Origin of the sequence: Desulfovirgula thermocuniculi DSM 16036 (assembly GCF_000429345.1) — a bacterium.
Taxonomy (GTDB): domain Bacteria; phylum Bacillota; class Desulfotomaculia; order Desulfotomaculales; family Desulfovirgulaceae; genus Desulfovirgula; species Desulfovirgula thermocuniculi.
In genome coordinates, this window is sequence record NZ_AUBR01000005.1 from 85,959 (window position 1) to 103,081 (window position 17,123).

Annotated in this window: 22 protein-coding genes; 11 read left to right on the forward strand and 11 right to left on the reverse strand. The window is 56.0% G+C overall.

Annotated features, from left to right (window positions below):
- Window positions 1–7: 7 nt before the first annotated feature.
- From G454_RS0102130 to G454_RS0102160, 7 genes are all read left to right on the forward strand, one after another.
- Window positions 8–205: a hypothetical protein gene (locus tag G454_RS0102130; protein WP_027717272.1), complete on the forward strand. Its 198-nt coding sequence runs from the start codon at window positions 8–10 to the stop codon at window positions 203–205.
- Window positions 202–600, forward strand: a complete 399-nt coding sequence (locus G454_RS0102135) for a biotin/lipoyl-containing protein (protein ID WP_027717273.1) — start codon at window positions 202–204, stop codon at window positions 598–600. The genes G454_RS0102130 and G454_RS0102135 overlap by 4 nt, the downstream gene beginning before the upstream one ends.
- Before the next feature lie 27 nt (window positions 601–627).
- Window positions 628–1,563 carry a malate dehydrogenase gene (mdh, locus tag G454_RS0102140; RefSeq protein WP_027717274.1) on the forward strand — a complete coding sequence of 312 codons (936 nt, stop codon included), beginning with the start codon at window positions 628–630 and terminating at the stop codon, window positions 1,561–1,563.
- 37 nt (window positions 1,564–1,600) lie between these two features.
- Entirely contained in the window at window positions 1,601–3,004 is a 1,404-nt protein-coding gene (locus G454_RS0102145) for an oxaloacetate decarboxylase subunit alpha (protein WP_027717275.1), read from the forward strand.
- 193 nt (window positions 3,005–3,197) lie between these two features.
- A complete protein-coding gene (gene pstC, locus G454_RS0102150; RefSeq protein ID WP_027717276.1) occupies window positions 3,198–4,100 on the forward strand; it encodes a phosphate ABC transporter permease subunit PstC in 903 nt (300 codons plus the stop codon).
- Window positions 4,097–4,984, forward strand: coding sequence for a phosphate ABC transporter permease PstA (pstA, locus tag G454_RS0102155; RefSeq protein ID WP_027717277.1), 888 nt, complete (start codon window positions 4,097–4,099; stop codon window positions 4,982–4,984). Before pstC ends, pstA begins: the two co-directional genes overlap by 4 nt.
- 103 nt (window positions 4,985–5,087) lie before the next feature.
- Window positions 5,088–5,735, forward strand: coding sequence for a zinc dependent phospholipase C family protein (locus G454_RS0102160; RefSeq protein ID WP_051275767.1), 648 nt, complete (start codon window positions 5,088–5,090; stop codon window positions 5,733–5,735).
- Here G454_RS0102160 and G454_RS0102165 read toward each other — a convergent pair.
- A complete protein-coding gene (locus G454_RS0102165; RefSeq protein ID WP_027717279.1) occupies window positions 5,730–6,011 on the reverse strand; it encodes a DUF503 domain-containing protein in 282 nt (93 codons plus the stop codon). The genes G454_RS0102160 and G454_RS0102165 overlap by 6 nt on opposite strands.
- Window positions 5,974–6,894 (reverse strand): DMT family transporter, encoded by a 921-nt coding sequence (locus tag G454_RS17300; protein ID WP_156896616.1) that lies wholly within the window; start codon window positions 6,892–6,894, stop codon window positions 5,974–5,976. The genes G454_RS0102165 and G454_RS17300 overlap by 38 nt, the downstream gene beginning before the upstream one ends.
- Window positions 6,895–7,054: 160 nt before the next feature.
- Between G454_RS17300 and G454_RS0102175 the strand changes: the two genes are divergently transcribed.
- From G454_RS0102175 to G454_RS0102185, 3 genes are all read left to right on the forward strand, one after another.
- Window positions 7,055–7,954: a basic amino acid ABC transporter substrate-binding protein gene (locus G454_RS0102175; protein WP_245574279.1), complete on the forward strand. Its 900-nt coding sequence runs from the start codon at window positions 7,055–7,057 to the stop codon at window positions 7,952–7,954.
- Between the two features lie 112 nt (window positions 7,955–8,066).
- Window positions 8,067–8,741 carry an amino acid ABC transporter permease gene (locus tag G454_RS0102180; RefSeq protein ID WP_245574280.1) on the forward strand — a complete coding sequence of 225 codons (675 nt, stop codon included), beginning with the start codon at window positions 8,067–8,069 and terminating at the stop codon, window positions 8,739–8,741.
- Window positions 8,734–9,462, forward strand: a complete 729-nt coding sequence (locus tag G454_RS0102185; protein ID WP_027717282.1) for an amino acid ABC transporter ATP-binding protein — start codon at window positions 8,734–8,736, stop codon at window positions 9,460–9,462. The genes G454_RS0102180 and G454_RS0102185 overlap by 8 nt, the downstream gene beginning before the upstream one ends.
- Here G454_RS0102185 and G454_RS0102190 read toward each other — a convergent pair.
- Both G454_RS0102190 and G454_RS0102195 read right to left on the reverse strand, forming a co-directional pair.
- Window positions 9,459–10,841, reverse strand: a complete 1,383-nt coding sequence (locus tag G454_RS0102190; RefSeq protein ID WP_027717283.1) for a radical SAM/SPASM domain-containing protein — start codon at window positions 10,839–10,841, stop codon at window positions 9,459–9,461. The two genes, G454_RS0102185 and G454_RS0102190, sit on opposite strands and share 4 nt — an antisense overlap.
- A gap of 89 nt (window positions 10,842–10,930) precedes the next feature.
- Complete coding sequence (locus tag G454_RS0102195) at window positions 10,931–11,593, reverse strand: LexA family transcriptional regulator (protein WP_035106552.1); 663 nt, start codon at window positions 11,591–11,593, stop codon at window positions 10,931–10,933.
- Between the two features lie 236 nt (window positions 11,594–11,829).
- On the opposite strand from G454_RS0102195, the gene G454_RS0102200 reads away from it, so the two are divergent.
- Window positions 11,830–12,123 (forward strand): DUF6440 family protein, encoded by a 294-nt coding sequence (locus G454_RS0102200; protein WP_027717285.1) that lies wholly within the window; start codon window positions 11,830–11,832, stop codon window positions 12,121–12,123.
- Here the strand turns inward: G454_RS0102200 and G454_RS0102205 are convergent.
- From G454_RS0102205 to G454_RS21745, 7 genes are read right to left on the reverse strand one after another with little or no spacing between them, the layout of a single operon-like run.
- Window positions 12,106–13,272, reverse strand: a complete 1,167-nt coding sequence (locus tag G454_RS0102205) for a glycosyltransferase family 4 protein (RefSeq protein ID WP_027717286.1) — start codon at window positions 13,270–13,272, stop codon at window positions 12,106–12,108. The genes G454_RS0102200 and G454_RS0102205 overlap by 18 nt on opposite strands.
- The gene (locus G454_RS0102210) at window positions 13,269–13,856 is read right to left on the reverse strand and encodes a hypothetical protein (RefSeq protein ID WP_027717287.1); all 588 of its coding nucleotides are present in this window, start codon (window positions 13,854–13,856) and stop codon (window positions 13,269–13,271) included. The genes G454_RS0102205 and G454_RS0102210 overlap by 4 nt, the downstream gene beginning before the upstream one ends.
- Window positions 13,857–14,135 (reverse strand): late competence development ComFB family protein, encoded by a 279-nt coding sequence (locus G454_RS0102215; RefSeq protein ID WP_027717288.1) that lies wholly within the window; start codon window positions 14,133–14,135, stop codon window positions 13,857–13,859. It abuts the gene before it with no gap.
- Between the two features lie 30 nt (window positions 14,136–14,165).
- The gene (locus tag G454_RS0102220; protein ID WP_027717289.1) at window positions 14,166–14,636 is read right to left on the reverse strand and encodes an HAD family hydrolase; all 471 of its coding nucleotides are present in this window, start codon (window positions 14,634–14,636) and stop codon (window positions 14,166–14,168) included.
- Window positions 14,637–14,655: 19 nt separating this feature from the next.
- Entirely contained in the window at window positions 14,656–15,756 is a 1,101-nt protein-coding gene (locus G454_RS0102225) for a 6-phosphofructokinase (protein WP_027717290.1), read from the reverse strand.
- Window positions 15,753–16,544, reverse strand: coding sequence for an alpha/beta fold hydrolase (locus G454_RS0102230; RefSeq protein WP_027717291.1), 792 nt, complete (start codon window positions 16,542–16,544; stop codon window positions 15,753–15,755). The genes G454_RS0102225 and G454_RS0102230 overlap by 4 nt, the downstream gene beginning before the upstream one ends.
- 21 nt (window positions 16,545–16,565) lie before the next feature.
- Window positions 16,566–16,724: a hypothetical protein gene (locus tag G454_RS21745; RefSeq protein WP_169719296.1), complete on the reverse strand. Its 159-nt coding sequence runs from the start codon at window positions 16,722–16,724 to the stop codon at window positions 16,566–16,568.
- Window positions 16,725–17,123: the final 399 nt, after the last annotated feature.

The window sequence follows — 17,123 nt, forward strand, 5'->3', positions numbered from 1 at the left end:
GCTGGTCATGGCAGGAGATAGGGAAATCCCGGGGATCGATCCGCGGCTGGTGGCAGCCATTGCCGCTGCCCTGGCGGCGGCAGGCCACCTTACCGAGGACCGGCAAATTAAGCACGTGCGGGCCCTGAAAATGAACCCGTGGAAAAGGGCTGGTCTCTTGGAGTTGATGCAGGGCCGAGAGCTGAGGAGGGAAAACAAGCCGTGAGAAAGTTTAAGGTGTTGGTTAACGGCGAGTACTTTGAAGTGGTGGTGGAGGAAATAAGGGAGGCGGCAAAGCCTGCGCCGCCTCCCAGGGTGGCTCCCAGGCCGCCCTTAAAGGCGGCCGAACCGCCGGCTAAGCCGGAAGCGGGGGCTACCGCGCCTGCCTCCCGGGCGGCAGAAGGCGGCCCCGGGGTGGTTACCGCCCCCATGCCCGGTACCATTAATGCCGTTAAGGTGAAGGTAGGGGACCAGGTCAAGCAGGGAGATCCGCTGGTGATATTGGAAGCCATGAAGATGGAAAACGAAATCCCGGCTCCGGTGGCAGGAACGGTAAAGGAAGTGCGCGTGACGCAGGGGCAAACCGTCAATAACGGTGATGTCCTGGTAATAATTGGGTAACCAGTTTGGTGTAGGGAGGGTGCAGTGTTGAAGAAGAGGAACAAGATCACCATTGTAGGGGCAGGGAACGTAGGGGCGACGTGCGCTCACTGGGCGGCGGCCAAGGAGCTAGGGGACATTGTGCTGGTGGATGTGGTGGAGGGCATCCCGCAGGGCAAGGCCCTGGACCTCATGGAAGCGGCGCCGGTGGAAGGTTTTGATGCTCTAATTGTCGGCACCAACAGCTATGAGGAGACCCGGGATTCCGACGTGGTGGTCATTACGGCGGGCGTGGCCCGCAAGCCGGGCATGAGCAGGGACGACCTCTTGGCCACCAACTATAAAATTGTCAGGTCGGTTACCGAAGAAATTGTTAAGTATTCGCCCGAGGCCTTTATCATTGTAGTGACCAACCCCCTGGATGTCATGACCTACGTGGCCTACAAGGCCAGCGGCTTCCCGCCCAACAGGGTCTTCGGTATGTCCGGGGTGCTGGACTCGGCGCGCTTCCGTACGTTTGTGGCCCTGGAGCTGGGCATTTCCTTTGAGGACGTGACCACCTTTGTGCTGGGCGGCCACGGAGACGACATGGTGCCCATGGTGCGCTACACCTATGCCGGGGGCATTCCCATTGAGAAGTTACTCCCGGCGGAGCGCATAGCGGCCCTGGTCGAGCGCACCCGTCACGGGGGCGCCGAAATTGTCAACTACCTGAAGACGGGCAGCGCCTACTATGCGCCCGGTGCCTCGGTAGTGCAGATGGTTGAGGCGGTCCTCAAAGATAAAAAGCGCATCCTGCCCGTATCGGCCTACCTGAACGGGGAGTACGGCTACAGCGATATTTATCTGGGTGTGCCGGCCATCATTGGCGGCAACGGCGTGGAAAAGGTGCTGGAAATCGAGCTCACCGCAGAAGAGAAGGCCGCGCTGGATAAATCTGCCAGCTCGGTGCGCAAGCTCATGGACGCCCTGGCGCAAATGTAAATTAGCAGGGAAGGGGAAGAGGGGGATACGGTAACCTATGGAAGAAAGGAAAGCGGCACCGCGCAGAGTCAAGATTACGGACACCACTTTCCGGGACGCGCACCAGTCCTTGCTAGCCACGCGCATGCGCCTTGAGCACCTGCTACCTATATGCGAAAAGATGGATCAGGTAGGCTTTCACTCCATGGAGGTCTGGGGTGGGGCCACCTTTGATTCCTGCATGCGCTTTTTGAACGAGGATCCGTGGGAGCGCCTGCGCCTTTTGCGCCGCCACTTGAAAACGCCCCTGCAGATGCTTTTACGGGGGCAGAACGTGGTAGGCTACAAGCACTACCCGGATGACGTGTTAACGGAATTCATTAAAAAAGCGGTATACAACGGCATGGACATCTTCCGCATCTTTGACGCCTTAAACGACGTGCGCAACATGGCCAAGGCCATGGAGGTGGCCAAGAAGGAGGGTGCCCACGTCCAGGCTACGGTGGTTTACACCATCAGCCCCGTGCACGATGTGGAGTATTATGTAAAGACGGCCAAGATCCTGGAGGAGATGGGCGCAGATTCCATATGCCTTAAAGATATGGCGGGCATTCTGGCCCCCCAGCCGGCCTATGAGATTATTAAGGAGTGGAAGTCTAACCTCCGCATCCCCGTCCAGCTCCACAGCCACTACACCAGCGGGCTGGCCTCCATGGCTTACCTGAAGGCCATAGAGGCTGGTGTGGACGTCATCGACTGCGCCATTTCCAGCATGGCCCTGCAGACGTCCCAGCCCGCCGTGGAAACCATGGTGGCCGCCCTGGAGGGTACGCCGTACGATACGGGCCTCGATTTAAAGCTGCTCTCGGAAATTGCGGAATACTTCAAGGAAGTACGCAAGCACTACCAGGAGTTCGACCTGGCCTCCAAGAGCGTGGACGTGAACGTGATGATCTACCAGATACCCGGCGGCATGATGTCCAACTTCATTTCCCAGCTCAGCCAGCAAAACGCCCTGCACCGCCTGCCGGAGGTCCTGGAGGAGTTGCCCCGCGTGCGCAAGGAGTTCGGCTACCCGCCGCTGGTAACTCCCACCAGCCAGATTGTGGGTACCCAGGCCGTGCTCAATGTGCTCTTTGGGCGCTACAAGATAGTGACCAACGAGGTCAAGCAGTACATGAGGGGGTTTTACGGTCAGCCGCCGGGGCCTGTAGATGAAGAAGTGCGCAAGATGATCATTGGCAATGAGGAGCCAATTACCTGCCGCCCGGCAGACCTTCTGGAGCCGGGGCTGCCTGAAGCTAGGAAGCTGGCCGCGCCTTACATGCAGAAGGAAGAGGATGTCATTTCGGTGGCCCTCTTCCCGCAGGTGGCGCCGAAATTCCTGCAGGAGCGCCTGGCCAGGGAGGCAAAGGTGGATATGGAACTGGCCGCTCAAGGGGACCAGGTGTACCCGGCCTAGCCTCGTTTAGCGCAAAAGGCGCCAGCTGTGGGCTGGCGCCTTTTCTTTTTAATGTGCTTTTAACAAAAACTTAAAATGTTGCTAACGAAAAGCTAACACGGTTTTAATGCTCGTGCCTTATAATTTGATGGCGGCACGGGCGGCTAAAAAAGAGGGGCGGCCATCTTGCGGACTGCAAAAGGGGTGGCAGGCCGTGAGTGTTTATGCGGGGTGGAAAAGGTATAAGGAAATCCTGGGCTTTTCGCTGGCCTTCCTCTCGGCGTCCCTAGTAATTTGTTTGACCGTGGCCGTTTTTTATTTTCTGGGGAGTAAGGGGTTGGATACGTTTACCGTTAACGGAGTTAAGCCGTCCGAGTTTCTCCTGGGGACCCTGTGGTGGCCCGACCGGCCTTTGGAGGAAGGCGGCCCCGCGGTCGGGTGCTTACCCTTTATTTTAGGTTCTCTGCTGGTATCGCTGACCGCGGTGGCCGTGGGTGCCCCGCTGGGCATTGTGGTGGCGGTTTTTATGGTGGAAATAGCCCCCAGTTGGGGCCAGAAAATCCTCCAACCGGCCATTGAGATTTTAGCGGGCATACCCTCCGTGGTTTACGGCTATGTGGGTTTGTCCCTCCTGGTTCCTTTTATCCGGAATTACATTGGCGGGGGAGGGTTTTCCGTCCTTGCCGGCGTGATTGTGCTGGCGGTAATGATCCTGCCCACCATTATCAGTGTCTCCGCTGACAGCCTGAAGGCCCTGCCGCCGCAGTGGAAAGAAGCAGCCCTTTCCCTTGGTTCCACCCGCTGGCAGACCATACGCCTGGTGCTGGTGCCTGCGGCACGGGCCGGCCTGCTGGCCGCGGTGGTGCTGGGCCTGGCCCGCGCCTTTGGGGAGGCACTGGCGGTGCAAATGGTCATCGGCAACACGCGGGCCATACCGCGCTCGATCCTCGACCCCGTGATTACCCTTACCAGCGCCATTACCATGGACATGGGCTATACGGTGGCGGGTTCGCTATGGAACAACGTTTTGTGGACCATGTCCTTGCTTTTGCTCCTCATGTCTTTTCTGTTTATCCTGCTCATCAAGCTGATTGTGAGGGGAGGGGCAGTGCGGTGAGCAGTGCGCGGCTGGCTGACCGCCTGGCCACAGCAATGTTTTGGGCCGGGGCTGGGCTGGTGCTGGCCATTTTGGCCCTTCTGCTGTCGTACGTTCTCTGGCATGGTGTAAGGGTCATAGACTGGCATTTTCTCACCTCTCCTCCAAGCAATATTTCCGCCGGCGGGGGAATTGGGCCACAAATTTTTAACTCTTTTTACCTGCTGTGCCTGACGATGATGATTGATGCTCCGTTGGGCCTTTTGGCGGGCATTTACCTGGCAGAATACGCCAGGGAGAATCGGGTAACGGGGCTCATACGCCTTTCCATTGAGACGCTGACGTCACTGCCTTCCATCGTGGTGGGCCTGTTCGGCCTTTTGGTTTTTGTAAACATGACCGGATGGGGATACAGCCTGATGGCCGGGGCCCTAGCCCTCTCACTGATAAATTTGCCGCTTTTGGTGCGCATTGCGGAAGAGGCCCTGCGCGGTGTTCCTGCAGAGCTCAGGGAGGCCAGCCTCGCCCTGGGGGCCACCCGCTGGGAAACCATATGGCGGGTTGTCCTGCCCTCGGCTTTTCCCGGGCTGGTGACCGGCGCCATCATAGCCTGCGGGCGGATCTTTGGCGAAGCGGCGGCCTTATTGTATACGGCGGGGATGAGCAGCCCGGCGCTGGACTTTTCCAACTGGTACCCGCTGGACCCCGCTTCACCCCTCAACCCTTTTCGCCCGGCAGAAACCCTGGCCGTGCACATCTGGAAGGTAAACGCGGAGAGCCTGATTCCTGACGTGCGCCGTGTGGCCGACGGGGCTGCGGCGGTTTTGGTCCTGATAGTGCTTTTCTTCAACCTGGCGGCCCGCTGGTTGAGCAGGTATATTTACCGGAGGTTAACGGCAAGCTAGAGGGTGAAAGTCATAGGGCGGGGCTTCCGGCAGCAACATTATTGCTAACGAAAGCCTCCTGGGGGGAACGGGGAAAAGCGTGAGCCCTTCAGCGTGGGGGGCGGTGAAGCTGCTTATGGCCGCAGCCGGCCCCCTGCAGTATTTGGTGGTCCGTAGCGAAGGGGAAACCCACCTCTTCTGTAACCGCCAGGCCGTCCGCATATTGGAAAGGGATGGCTTGGGGGGTCCGGCATTTATCCTGCGCCGGTATTGGACCGCTTTGGTCAGGGGCAACATGTGGGCGGATCGGGGGTGGAAGTTCTTGAGCCACTACCTGGATCCCTGTACGGGAAGGGGGCTGGGACGCTGGCCGAGCGCCCAGGAGGAGTGCGAGGAGTATTTCTGGCGGGCGGTAACCAGCTGGCGCAGCGGCGATAAAGGGAGAGCCTTTTTCTACCTCGGAGCTGCGGTGCACCTGGTGCAGGACCTCTGCGTTCCCTACCATGCCTGCGGGGTGGCTTTTGACGGCCACCAGCGGTACGAGGGTTGGGTGCGGCAGCATTACCACCTCTTTAAGGCGAGTGCCGGCGGCTACTACCAGGTAGGCCCACAGCCCGGCGATTGGGTTTATGCAAATGCCCGCCTGGCCAGGCAGTATTACCCCCGGATCTGCAATGAGGAGGAGTATCCCGCGGTGACGGCGGTGCTGCTGGACCACGCGCAGCGGACGACGGCAGGATTTATGGCCCATTTCTTTAGCGTGGTTTCATAGCACTTCCATTTGCACGTCCAGCAATTCAACCGTACCGGCGCATTCGATGAAGCGGACCAAGGCGTTGAGCGTCTGGTGAACGTGGGTGCTGTTATTGCTCACCACGGAAACGCCCAGCGTGGAAAACTGCCAGGCATTTTGCTTGCCTACCTCGGCTATGGATACGTTGAAGCGGGCCTTTATTTTATCCACCAGGCTTTTTAAAACCCTCCTTTTACTTTTCAGGGAGTCGGCCTCACTAATACGCAGTTCCACGACCATTATACCTACGACCACATTCGCACCCCCTGTCTTCGCTTCCCAGCTCGGCCACGAGCATTCCGGCCAGGATCAGTGCGCACCCAAACACCTGGCGCAAGCTGAGCACCTCACCGGCCCATAAGTATGCGCTGATGGCAGCAAAAACAGGTTCAGTGGTAAAAATTATGGCGGTGTGGGTGGCTGAAGTGTGGCGCTGCACGTTATTTTGGATTAGAAAGGCTAGGGCGGTGGCCGGAATAGCCGTAAGAAGCAGGGCCAGCCATACAGAAGGAGTAAAGTGTCGCGGCCAGGTTTCGGTTGCCGCACCAAGGAGAAAGCTCACCAGAGAAACCGTACCAATCTGGATAATGGCCAGGGTCGGCGGGTGAAAGCTGGGGGCAAAGTGGCCTACGGTGATGATGTGCAGGGCGAAACAAAAAGCGCAGAGCAAAACCAGCGCGTCACCCGGGTTGAGGTGCCAGCTTTCTTCCAGGGAGAGGAGGCCAAGTCCCAAGACCGACAAGATGATCCCTGCGGTGGCGGAAAGGCCGGGTGCCTTCCTGTTCAGAGAGGCGTGAAAGGCGGGGACGAGTACCACTGAGAGGCCGGTGATAAAGCCGGCGTTGGAGGCGGTGGTGTACTGCAGCCCCACTGTCTGGAAAGCGTAACCCCCAAACAGAAAGATGCCTATGAGACAGCCGGCAAGTAAAAGGGACCAGCTGATTTTGGGCAAGCTACGCCAGTATATTGCCAGAAGGAAGAGAAAGGCCAGCATAAAACGGATACCCAAAAAATAAAAGGGCCCGATAGACGAAAGGGCATTTTTGACCACCACAAAGGTCGCGCCCCAGATGAAACTAACGCCTAGTAAAGCCAAATCTGCCTTTAACTGCAGCCTTTTTTTATTTTTTTCTGGCACCTTCTGTTCACCCCTGGACAGCCTTCCTTTTATTTTCGCACATGCCTTACAGAGGTGTCAATCTTCGAGCCCGTGTCCTAGAAAAGAAGGATTTAGGCGTGGGGAGGGCGAAAAATAAAAGCTTGTGTAAGCATAAAAGCTACCTGCAAGCGGAGGTGGTGTGTTTACGGTAAAGCGCGCTGGACGCCAGCTTTTCGTTATCATCGAGTCCAAAGTCAGGGAGGTAACAGAATTGCGCAAGTTTTTAGGCCTCTTGTTCGTTATTCTGACCCTGGGCATTTTGCTGACCGGCTGTGGCGGTCAGGCGGGTACGGGAAGCAGTAAAGCAGGCGGCGAGCCAAAGGACACCGGCAAGCAGAAGGTGGTAGTGGCTTCCGATACGGCATATGCTCCCTTTGAGTTTCAGGATGAGAATACTGGTAAATATGTGGGTTTTGACATTGATCTCATTCAGGCCATTGCCGAGGTTAACAACTGGGACGTGGAAATTCGCAGCATGAATTTTGACGGCATTATTCCGGCCTTGCAGACTGCCAGCGTGGACATGGCCATATCGGCGATGACCATTACGGAGAAGCGTAAGGAACAGGTTAACTTTTCCGTGCCCTATTACCAGTCCGGGCAGTGTGTAGCCGTTAAGGCTGATAACAACACCATAAAGGGGTTTGACGACCTGGCAGGCAAAAGAGTGGGCGTTCAGCTGGCTACCACCGGTGCCGATGAGGCCCGCAAGATCCCAGGTGCCAAGGTTATTGACTACAATACCATTAATGAAGCCTTTATGGCCTTGAAGAACGGGAACGTTGATGCCGTAGTAAACGACTACCCGGTGACCGCTTACTTTATCCAGAAGGGTAATAAAGACATAAAAATTGTCGGCGATCTGCGGACTAGCGAGTTCTATGGCATTGCCGTGCCAAAGGACAAAAAAGAAATTCTAGAAAAGGTTAACAGTGCGCTAAGAACGCTAAAGCAGAATGGAAAATACGCGGAGATTTATAAAAAGTGGTTCGGGAAAGAACCGCCGGACTTCCTGCCCGGAGAACCGCCAGGAAAGTAAGATAACAGCACGAAAGAAGAGTTGCGTGAATATGCGTAACACAGTAAGTGTTACGCATATTTAGTTGCAGACCGTTAGGGAGTGAGCGGCTTTGGAAACAGTCATCCATTCGTTGCCGGTGCTTTTACTGGGTGCTGTTAAAACACTGCAGATCACCACTATTTCCGTTTTTATTGGCTGCATTCTGGGACTGGCTGCAGGCCTGGCCAGGCTTTCCCAAAGGAGAATTTTGAGGTTTCTGGCTACCTGCTACGTGGACTTCATCAGGGGCACGCCCCTGCTGGTGCAGGTGGTTATAGTTTATTTCGGCATTCCCCAGGTGCTCCGGGAAATACAAAGCTACTTGGTTAATGCTTACGGCATAACCCCTTTTTTTAAAAACATCCCCGTTTTCCTAGCAGCCGTAATTGCATGTAGCCTTAACAGTGGTGCCTACGTGGCCGAGATATTTCGCGCCGGCATCCAGTCAATTGACAAGGGGCAAATGGAGGCTGCCCGTTCCTTGGGGATGACCCATGGCCAGGCTATGCGCTACGTGATTTTGCCCCAGGCTTTTAAGCGGGTGATACCTCCCTTAGGGAACGAATTCATTGCTTTGCTTAAAGATACTTCTGTACTTTCGGTAATTGGTTTTGAAGAGCTTTTCCGCCGCGGCCAGCTAATTGTGGGAGCTACTTACCAAGCATTCCAGATTTATCTCACCGTGGCCTTTATCTACCTGGTAATGGTTATAGCCTTTTCCCGCCTGGTGGACTACCTGGAAAGGAGGTTGAAGACCGGTGATTGAGGTAAAAAACCTCTGCAAGCGCTTCGGGCGGCTGGAAGTGCTCCGGGGCATTAACTGTTATGTAGCCCCGCGGGAAGTGGTGGTGATTATCGGCCCCAGCGGCTCAGGGAAGAGCACCTTTCTGCGCTGCCTGAATTTCCTGGAACGGCCAACGTCGGGGGAGGTGATCATTGACGGGGTTAGCTTAACGGATCCCAAAACTGATCTTAATAAAGTGCGGCAGGAAGTAGGGATGGTCTTCCAGCGCTTCAACCTTTTCCCTCACAAGACGGCTCTGGAAAACATAATACTAGCCCCCATGAAGGTAAGGGGGCTTTCAAGAAAGCAGGCGGAGGAAATTGCTTACAGCCTTTTGGCTAAAGTAGGCCTTAGCGACAAGGCTCATGCCTACCCGGACCAGTTATCCGGGGGCCAGCAGCAGAGGGTGGCCATTGCTAGGGCGCTGGCCATGCGTCCCAAGGTCATGCTCTTTGATGAGCCAACTTCCGCCCTGGACCCGGAGATGGTGGGGGAGGTTCTGGCCGTAATGAAAGATCTGGCAAAAGAAGGTATGACCATGGTGGTGGTCACCCACGAGATGGGCTTTGCCCGGGAAGTGGGTGACCGGGTCCTGTTCATGGACGAAGGAAGAATCCTGGAGGAAGGCCCGCCGGGAGAAGTTTTCGGCAACCCACAGAATGAGCGCCTGAGGGCCTTTTTAAGCAGGGTCTTAAAGGTTTAAAACCCCTCCGCTTTCCGGTGTTCCTGGTGCTTTGTGCAGATGGTGCGGGCGATCTTCTCCCACTCCTTTGACCTCCAGTCCAGGTACGCCGCAATGGGCCCTTCCAGCACGCTTTCTGCCCCCTCGTGAGTGGGCCGGGCGCCGCTTTCTCTTACAATCTCCCGCAGCGCTTGCGGCACGTCAATGATAGGGCAGGGGAGGAGGTGGTTTTCGTGGAAGGGCTGGCGCTTCTGGTAAGCCTTAAACAGGGGCGAGCTTAGCACCTCCAGGAGGGTCTTTTCGTTGATGTTGTCGACAGCAAAATGCACGAAGGCGCAGGGCTCCACATCGCCGGCGGCATTGATGTGGAAGTAGCGCCGCCCCCCCGCTATGCAGCCTTCCACGAGCTCACCGTCATTCCAAAAGTCGGCTATCTGGATGGGCTTGTGCGTGCGGATGTAGGGTATGCGTTCGGCCAGGTAAGCCCTTTGCTCAAGCGTTACCATCAGGTCTACGTTGGGATTCCTACCCACGGGTATGTAGTGGAAGAGCCAGCCGTAAACAACCCCTTTTTCAATGAGAAAGTCGATAAACTCGTCGCTGGTGATTTCCATGACGTTCTCGCGCGTCACAGTAATGGACACGCCAAAGGCCGCTCCTCTTTCCCTTAGCAGGTCCATGGCGCGCATTATTTTGTCAAAAGTTCCAGCGCCGCGGCGGGCATCCGTGCGCTCTTTCCAGCCTTCCAGGCTGATGGCCGGGGAGAAGTTGCCAACCTCAATGATCTTATCAGCTATCTTTTCGTTGATGAGCGTACCGTTGGTGAAGGCCATGAAGGCCATATCGTGGTGCTTGGCCATTAAGTCGAACAGGTGGGGGTAGAGCAAAGGCTCGCCGCCGGAGAAAACGATCCAGTAAATGCCTAGCTCTTTGGCTTCGCTAAAAAGGCGGTCAAGCCTTTCCGGGCTGAGGGAGTTTTTATCGGCATACCTGCCGGCCCAGCATCCCTCGCAGGCCAGGTTACAAGAGCTGGTAGGATCGACAAGAATGAAATTGGGAATGTTCACGCCCAGCTTCTGGGAAAGGCTTCTCTGCTTGGGTATGCCGAAGATGATGTTGTTTATAAACCAGTTGTAGATGAGCCTGCGGCGCACATTGGGGTGCAGGTTACGCGCCAGCCTGTTTACATAACAACGGATGGCCGGGTTTTGCTGGTAATAGGCCAGCACGGTTTCTATCTGGCGCTTGTGCCGTTCCTGAATGGCCAGGAGCTTTACCAGGCCTAAAAGGCGCGGGAAGTTGGTTTCGGGGTTTTTACAGACGTAGGCCAGGACGTTTTGGGTTAGATGGCTGGCCAGAAAGTTTTTGGCCCTGTAAAGACCGGAGCTACCTATAGACATTGCGTGATTCTCCCTCCTTAAAAAAAGTTCTTAATTATGTCTTATTATATTAGTCCCCAAAAAACCCAAAAATACGTGAAAAATTTTTGTTACATCGAGCGCCGCAATGCTTCGTTTAAAAAACCTGCCAGCAGCTTGCGCTCGGGTGCGCTGCACTCGGATATGTACTCCAAGAAACGGTGGATGCAGGAAAAAATCTTGTTGTTCAAGCTGTCCTTTACATTTTTAACCATTGTTCCTACTACCGAGCCTGCAAAGAGGCTTAAGACCAGTTCGGGCTTCGGGGCAAACTGCAAGAGCTGGGGGAGCGTGGGGGCGCCGTGCAGGTTAATTTCGTGAATGTGGGCAATTAAAAGGGCTATGGTATAAGCCGCAAAGACGACGGGCAACTCAACTTGGGACATTTCCTCCAAAAGTTCCTCTTTAATTTTGCGCGGGTTCAAGTTTTTTATGTTATCAAAAAGGTTTAAAAGCCTTTCCCGTACCGCAGGCCATTCCGGGAGATGCTCGCCAGCCTGGGAGAGGAGCTTTAAAGCCTTTTCCGTGGGACGAAAAGCCACCACCGACCTGCCGGGGGTTTTTTCAAAACGGTTTAAAACATATTCGCTGTGCAGGTAGTCCTGCTTTTCCAGCTCTTTTAAGATATCGTATGCCGTCCACTTGCTTACGCCCAGTGCCTGGGCAACTTCGGCGTAGTGTACGGGAAGCCCCGTTTGGTGAAAAAGGCTCACTATTTTTTGCAAGAACTCCATACGCCTCGGGGTGATGGGCAACGCAGGGCACCTACCCGGAAAGTGTTTGCTGGGATAAACCGCCCCCTTCTATTATAAGGCTCGCTTTGCCGGGGGTCAAGCAAGTCCCTGCAGCCCTTTTTGTTCCCATAATGAGTATTATGTCAACCTCTTCTCTCTAATGTTTGCTCCGCGGCATGTCGGCCTGTATAATTTTTTTAAGATTTACTGGCTGAATGAAGAAGGGAGAGATTTGTGTGCGCCTCTTTTTGACCGGTTGCCTCTTGGCCTTGCTTGTTTTTACTTCTTCCTGCGCGCGCCAGGCTCCTGTTTCCGGTAGCGTTCCTTCCGGCGCTGGTGAGGGCCAGGCGCGGCGGTTTGAGGTTATTTACGAGCACCCCGAAACAAAATATATCGGGGGCCTTACCGTGTTAAGGGACAATGCCACCGGTTGCGAATATTTGATCGTCACCGGGCTTAACGGCTCACCGGTGGTGGTGCCGCTGCAGGGGGATGCCGGCCAGCGCGAGTATTCAGGGCCTGCAAGGTGAAGGATGGTTTCTTTTGGCCAGTAAGCCTTGATATTCCTCCATGAGCATCTGCGCGGTGTGCCTGGAGGATAAAAGCCGGGCGTTTTTTCTGGCTTCCTCGCTCATTTGCTGCCGCAGTTGATCGCTGGTAAGGAGCTCTTTTATTTTTGCGGTGAAAGCATTGCTGTCTTCCGGGGTAAGAAAACCGTCTCGTCCGTCGTCCACCATTTCTGCTGTGCCGAAAGCCTTTACGGCTACCACCGGCAGGCCGGCTGCCTTGGCTTCGGCCAGAACGAGGCCCTGAGTTTCCGTTTTGGAGGAAAAGACAAAGACGTCGGCTCCCGCGTAACAGTTGATGACCTCCTTTTTAGGCAAGGGGCCCATGAAGGTTACTTTGCCGGCGATACCCAGGTGGCGGGCCCTTTTCCTCAGGTTCTCCTCCTCCGGTCCCCCACCCACCAGGACCAGCCTGGCGGCCTCAAATTCTTGCACCAGGTGGGCAAACGAGGCGAGGAGGAAGTCGATATTTTTTTCCTTCCCCAGCCGCCCTACAAAGAGGAGAATTTTTTCGCCCGGCGGCAACTGCAACTTGTGCCGGAGCCACGATTTCTCACCGCCGGCGTACTCCTCCAGCTTTATACCCGTGGGGATGACTTTAATTCTCGTGCGTATGCCCATGTCCTGTAAGTACCTGGCGATGATGGAAGTGGGCACTATGACCAGGTCGCAGCGGTTGCAAAAAGCGCGGCAGAGTTGCCTGGTGGCCTCCCGGGCGAGACTTCGGGCAAAGGGAAAGTAATGCACGTACTGGTCGTACAGGGTGTGGAAGGTAAAAACGAGGGGTACTTTTAGCCTGCGCGCCTGCCTGGCCCCCAACCGCCCCAGCAGAAAGGGTGAGTGGACGTGGATGATGTCCGGCCGCCACTGCTCGATAAGGGGCTTGAAGCGTGGAGAAAAGGGGATGGCCAGGGCAAAGTCCCGGTTCGTGGGTGCCGGAACGGAAGGAAACCTGAAGACCCCCTCTTCTTCCTGCGAGTAGTTCTTGTAACCGGGGGCAAAAATGAGGGTTTCGTGGCCCATGGACCTTAACTCTGCATTACATGTTTCGATGGACCTTACGACCCCGCTGGTATATGGCAGGTAGCTGTCGGTAAAAATGCCGATTTTCAAGGGCCCTCTTCTCCCTCCCAGAAAAAGTCGGCCTTTATTATTTTCCAGCCGGACGCGGTTTTGTGCAAGAAAAAAATGCCCCTCCCCTGTCTTGCTTCGCCTGTATTTATGTCTTCGTTTTTCAGCGTTACTTCGGCCTTTGCCTCCCCATCTTTTATTTCCCGGATAACGGCTTGCGTAACGTATGTGCGGGTATACCAGTCGGTGGGGGCAGAGAGAAAAGGCCAGGCCCTCTCACAGACTTCGTCTAACAGTGGTTCTGCATAGTAGCGGGAGAGCATAGCCCTCAGCTCCAGCGGGTTTTTTGCCTCCCACCACGAGTCGTCCTCAACCGCTGCCCTCACCAGTGCCTCGATGGCGCAAGCGTCCCCGGTTGCCGGGCTCGGGGTTACCTTTGCCCCCCAAAGCACGGCGGAACAGATAAACAGCCAGAGAAGGTATTTTTTCACCCCGTACTGCCTCCCCGGAGAAAAGGCCTTGATACTTAAGTCTAGTTCTCCTTTGCCTGCGCTTTCACCTTGCCATATATTGCCATTTTGTAAGAGATATTGGGGGGAGGCATAAAAAAATGCCCTGCCGGGCATTTACTTTTCGTGGCGGGGGTTTGCGGCCACCTGCTGGATGGACCTGGTTATGGCGGCAATTACCTGGGCTTTTCCCCCTATCTGATCAAAGCTTACCTGGGTGAAAATGGTTCCTTCGTCTGTGGCTACATAATGTGGGGGAAGCTGGTTTAGCGTGAGGGCCAAAATATCTTCCTGGCAGCGCTGGCACGTGCAGGTGCCGGGATGGTTTTTTATGTATTCTTTTAACACCTCCGGCAGGGCTTGCTTTACGGCTACTTCCGTGTAATTGAAGATCATTTACGGAGGTCCCCCTTTTCATGGCGGCAGTTATAGGCGCAGCGTGGCCACCAGCCGCTTGGGGTGAAGCAAGAGGTCTAGGCCGTCGCAGATATTGCTTACCACCACGTCCGCGGCCAGCAGCGCTTTAACGGACGTCCCCTCCGGGCCCAGCACGATAATGCCCAGGGCGGCTTTTCCCAGCATTAGGGTATCGTTGGTTCCGTTTCCCACCGTAACCGTTCTTTCAGGGCCCAGCCGGGCAATGAACCTTTCCTTTTGCCCCGCCCCCTCCCCCGGCTCCAGGACGTGCACCGTAGCTTTAATGCCGCGGCAGGCCTGGGCGGCGGTGCCGAAGGTGTCGGCCGTAAGTATGTGGACGGTGAGGACGTCGGCCAGGGCGTTGAGCCTCTCCTCCACACCCGGCAGGAGCTTGCCGTCGCAGGCCATGGTGCCGTTAAAGTCCAGGACCAGGTGCTCCAGCTCCAGGCGGCCCCTCCCCGGGATCTCCACGGCGAGCACGCTCTCATCCCCTTTTTTATCAGTCTCCCAGGCAAATCCCCAACTGGCGGGCGGTGCGCAAGAGATCGCTGTCCAGGGGCACCGTGCGGATGCGGCCCGTGACCTCTGCGAGGGGAACGGCCACGATGGAGGTCCCTTTTAAGCTCACCATATGGCCAAACCGCCCCTCCATGACCAGCTGGACGGCTCCCGTGCCGTAGCGGGTGGCCAGGATGCGATCGTAGGCCGTGGGAGAACCGCCCCTTTGCAGGTGCCCGAGCACCGTAACTCTGGTTTCCTTGCCCGTGGCCTCCTCCACCTGCTGGGCCACCACCTGGCCGATGCCCCCCAGGCGTATGGGATCAAAGCTGTCCTCTACTTTCCTTTGCACCACCATTTCGCCACCGACCGGCCTGGCTCCTTCTGCTACCACAATGATGCTGAACTTTTTCCCCTGGACCTCCCGCTGGCTGATCTTTTCGATGACCTTTTCGATCCGGTAAGGTATCTCGGGAATGAGGATGACGTCGGCGCCGCCGGCTATTCCTGCGGCCAGGGCTATCCAGCCCGCGTACCTTCCCATCACCTCCAAGACCATCACGCGGTGGTGGGACTCGGCGGTGGTGTGGAGCTTGTCCAGGGCCTCTGTGGCCGTGGTGAGGGCGGTATCAAAACCGAAGGTCTGGTCGGTGGCCTGCAGATCGTTGTCAATGGTCTTGGGCACCCCTACTACGGGAAGGCCCTTTTCATAAAGTTCTTTGGCGATGGCCAGGCTGCCGTCACCGCCAATGATGATTAGCGCGTCAACCCCGTGGATGCTTATGTTTTCAAAGATGCGGTCGGAAACATCGACAAACTCTTTTTTCCCGCCTTTTATGACGGGATAGTGAAAAGGATTATCGCGGTTGGTGGTTCCCAGGATGGTTCCCCCGCGGGGAAGAATGCCTACCACGTCCTGCTCCGTCAGCTCGCGGGCCTGGTTTTTAATGAGCCCGCCAAAGCCGTTTAGAAAGCCGACCACCGAGAGGCCGTACTCGCGTATGGCCGCTTTAACCACGGCTCTGATGACGGCGTTTAGTCCCGGAGCGTCTCCCCCACCGGTCAGCACGCCTATTCTCCTAACCTTCTTGGCGGTGCTCATTCCTGCATGCCCCCCATAGCTTTGATCCTTTGCTCCAGGAAGCGCCTGATGATCCTGTTCACTTCTTCCGGCTTCTCCAGCATGATCATATGGCCGGCACCGCTTATCACCTCGTGCTCCGCCCGGGGCAGGTTCTCCTGCAGGTAGCGCCCGAATTTTACCGGCGTGAGCATGTCCTGGTCGGCGGAAATAACCAGGGCGGGCACGTTGATGCCGGGGAGGTCTTTCATGAGGTCAAACCCGTTGCAGGCGCACAGGTCGTCGTAGTACACGGAGGTCGGGACTTCATACATCTCCCGGTAAGCGCTTTCCAGAAGGGAAGCCGGGGCATGGGGCCCGTAGGCAAGCTTTATAAAATCGCTAAAGTATTCGCCCCTGGCGAATGCCTCCAGAAGGCTCGGCAGCACTTTCAGCCGGGCTCCGGTCCCGATGAGGATCATCCCGGCGAGCATTTCCGGGTAGCAGCGGGCAAAGTCCAGGGTTATGGCGCCTCCCATGGAGTGGCCGGCCAGGAAAAAGGGGTGCCCGATTAACTTCTCGGCAAAGGAGCGGATAAATTCGCGGTAAGAGGCGATGCTGCTGGCGCTTTTTCCCTGCGAGCGGCCGTGCCCGGGCAGGTCTACGGCCAGCACCATATATTCGTCCTGCAGGTCGCTGAGCTGGTACAGCCAGTGGCGGTGGCTGCCTCCTGCGCCGTGGACAAAGAGAACGGTTTGCCGCGGCTCTTTCCCCTGCGGTAGCCCGGATGCGTAATAATAACTCAGGCCGTCGATGATTACCTGGGGCATTCCGGAGCCCTCCTTTGGCTGTCAGTGGTGATCGTGGTGGGCGTTGCAGCCGTGGTGCGGGGTTTCGGGTGTTTCCTCATACTTTTTCCACATGGTAGTAAAGGCGTGCGCGATGACCAGCATGGCCAGGGTGGTGAAAAAGCCAAACACTATTCCCTGCCACCAGTGGGCAAAAAACATCTCGTTGTCCCCCCTCTTTAACTTACGTTTAACGCTTTATTTAATTCGTCCAGGAGCAACCTGCAAAACTCATAGCAGGCAATGGGTGAACAAGGCAATTATAGCTATTTCAGGGATCCTTTGTCTTTTTAAGGCCATTCCCCAGGTCTAAAAAAAGCATCATGGTAATAATTAACAGAAAAGAGAGCATACCACCCCCTTATAGACGCTGCTATAATGTGCCTTGCATGAGAGGAAGAGCAGAGTGGCTATGCTGCCATAAAATACCTCTTTCTCAGCTTTAGTGCCGCAAGAGTGCCGGCAAGAAAAGTAGTAATACAAAGGACTGTATCTATGAAAGCGTTGTCAATACCTCGCCGTGTCATCTTGTCCAGCCGCAGGTGCTCTTTTAGGAGAGCA

Excerpts from the sequence above, each read along its gene's own strand:
- G454_RS0102130 (WP_027717272.1), top strand. The coding sequence starts at position 8 with ATGGCAGGAGATAGGGAAATCCCGGGGATCGATCCGCGGCTGGTGGCA.
- G454_RS0102145 (WP_027717275.1), top strand. The coding sequence starts at position 1,601 with ATGGAAGAAAGGAAAGCGGCACCGCGCAGAGTCAAGATTACGGACACC.
- G454_RS0102190 (WP_027717283.1), bottom strand. The coding sequence starts at position 10,841 with ATGTCTATAGGTAGCTCCGGTCTTTACAGGGCCAAAAACTTTCTGGCC.
- G454_RS0102195 (WP_035106552.1), bottom strand. The coding sequence starts at position 11,593 with ATGGAGTTCTTGCAAAAAATAGTGAGCCTTTTTCACCAAACGGGGCTT.
- G454_RS0102210 (WP_027717287.1), bottom strand. The coding sequence starts at position 13,856 with ATGCCCGGCAGGGCATTTTTTTATGCCTCCCCCCAATATCTCTTACAA.
- G454_RS0102215 (WP_027717288.1), bottom strand. The coding sequence starts at position 14,135 with ATGATCTTCAATTACACGGAAGTAGCCGTAAAGCAAGCCCTGCCGGAG.
- G454_RS0102225 (WP_027717290.1), bottom strand. The coding sequence starts at position 15,756 with ATGAGCACCGCCAAGAAGGTTAGGAGAATAGGCGTGCTGACCGGTGGG.
- G454_RS0102230 (WP_027717291.1), bottom strand. The coding sequence starts at position 16,544 with ATGCCCCAGGTAATCATCGACGGCCTGAGTTATTATTACGCATCCGGG.
- G454_RS21745 (WP_169719296.1), bottom strand. The coding sequence starts at position 16,724 with ATGTTTTTTGCCCACTGGTGGCAGGGAATAGTGTTTGGCTTTTTCACC.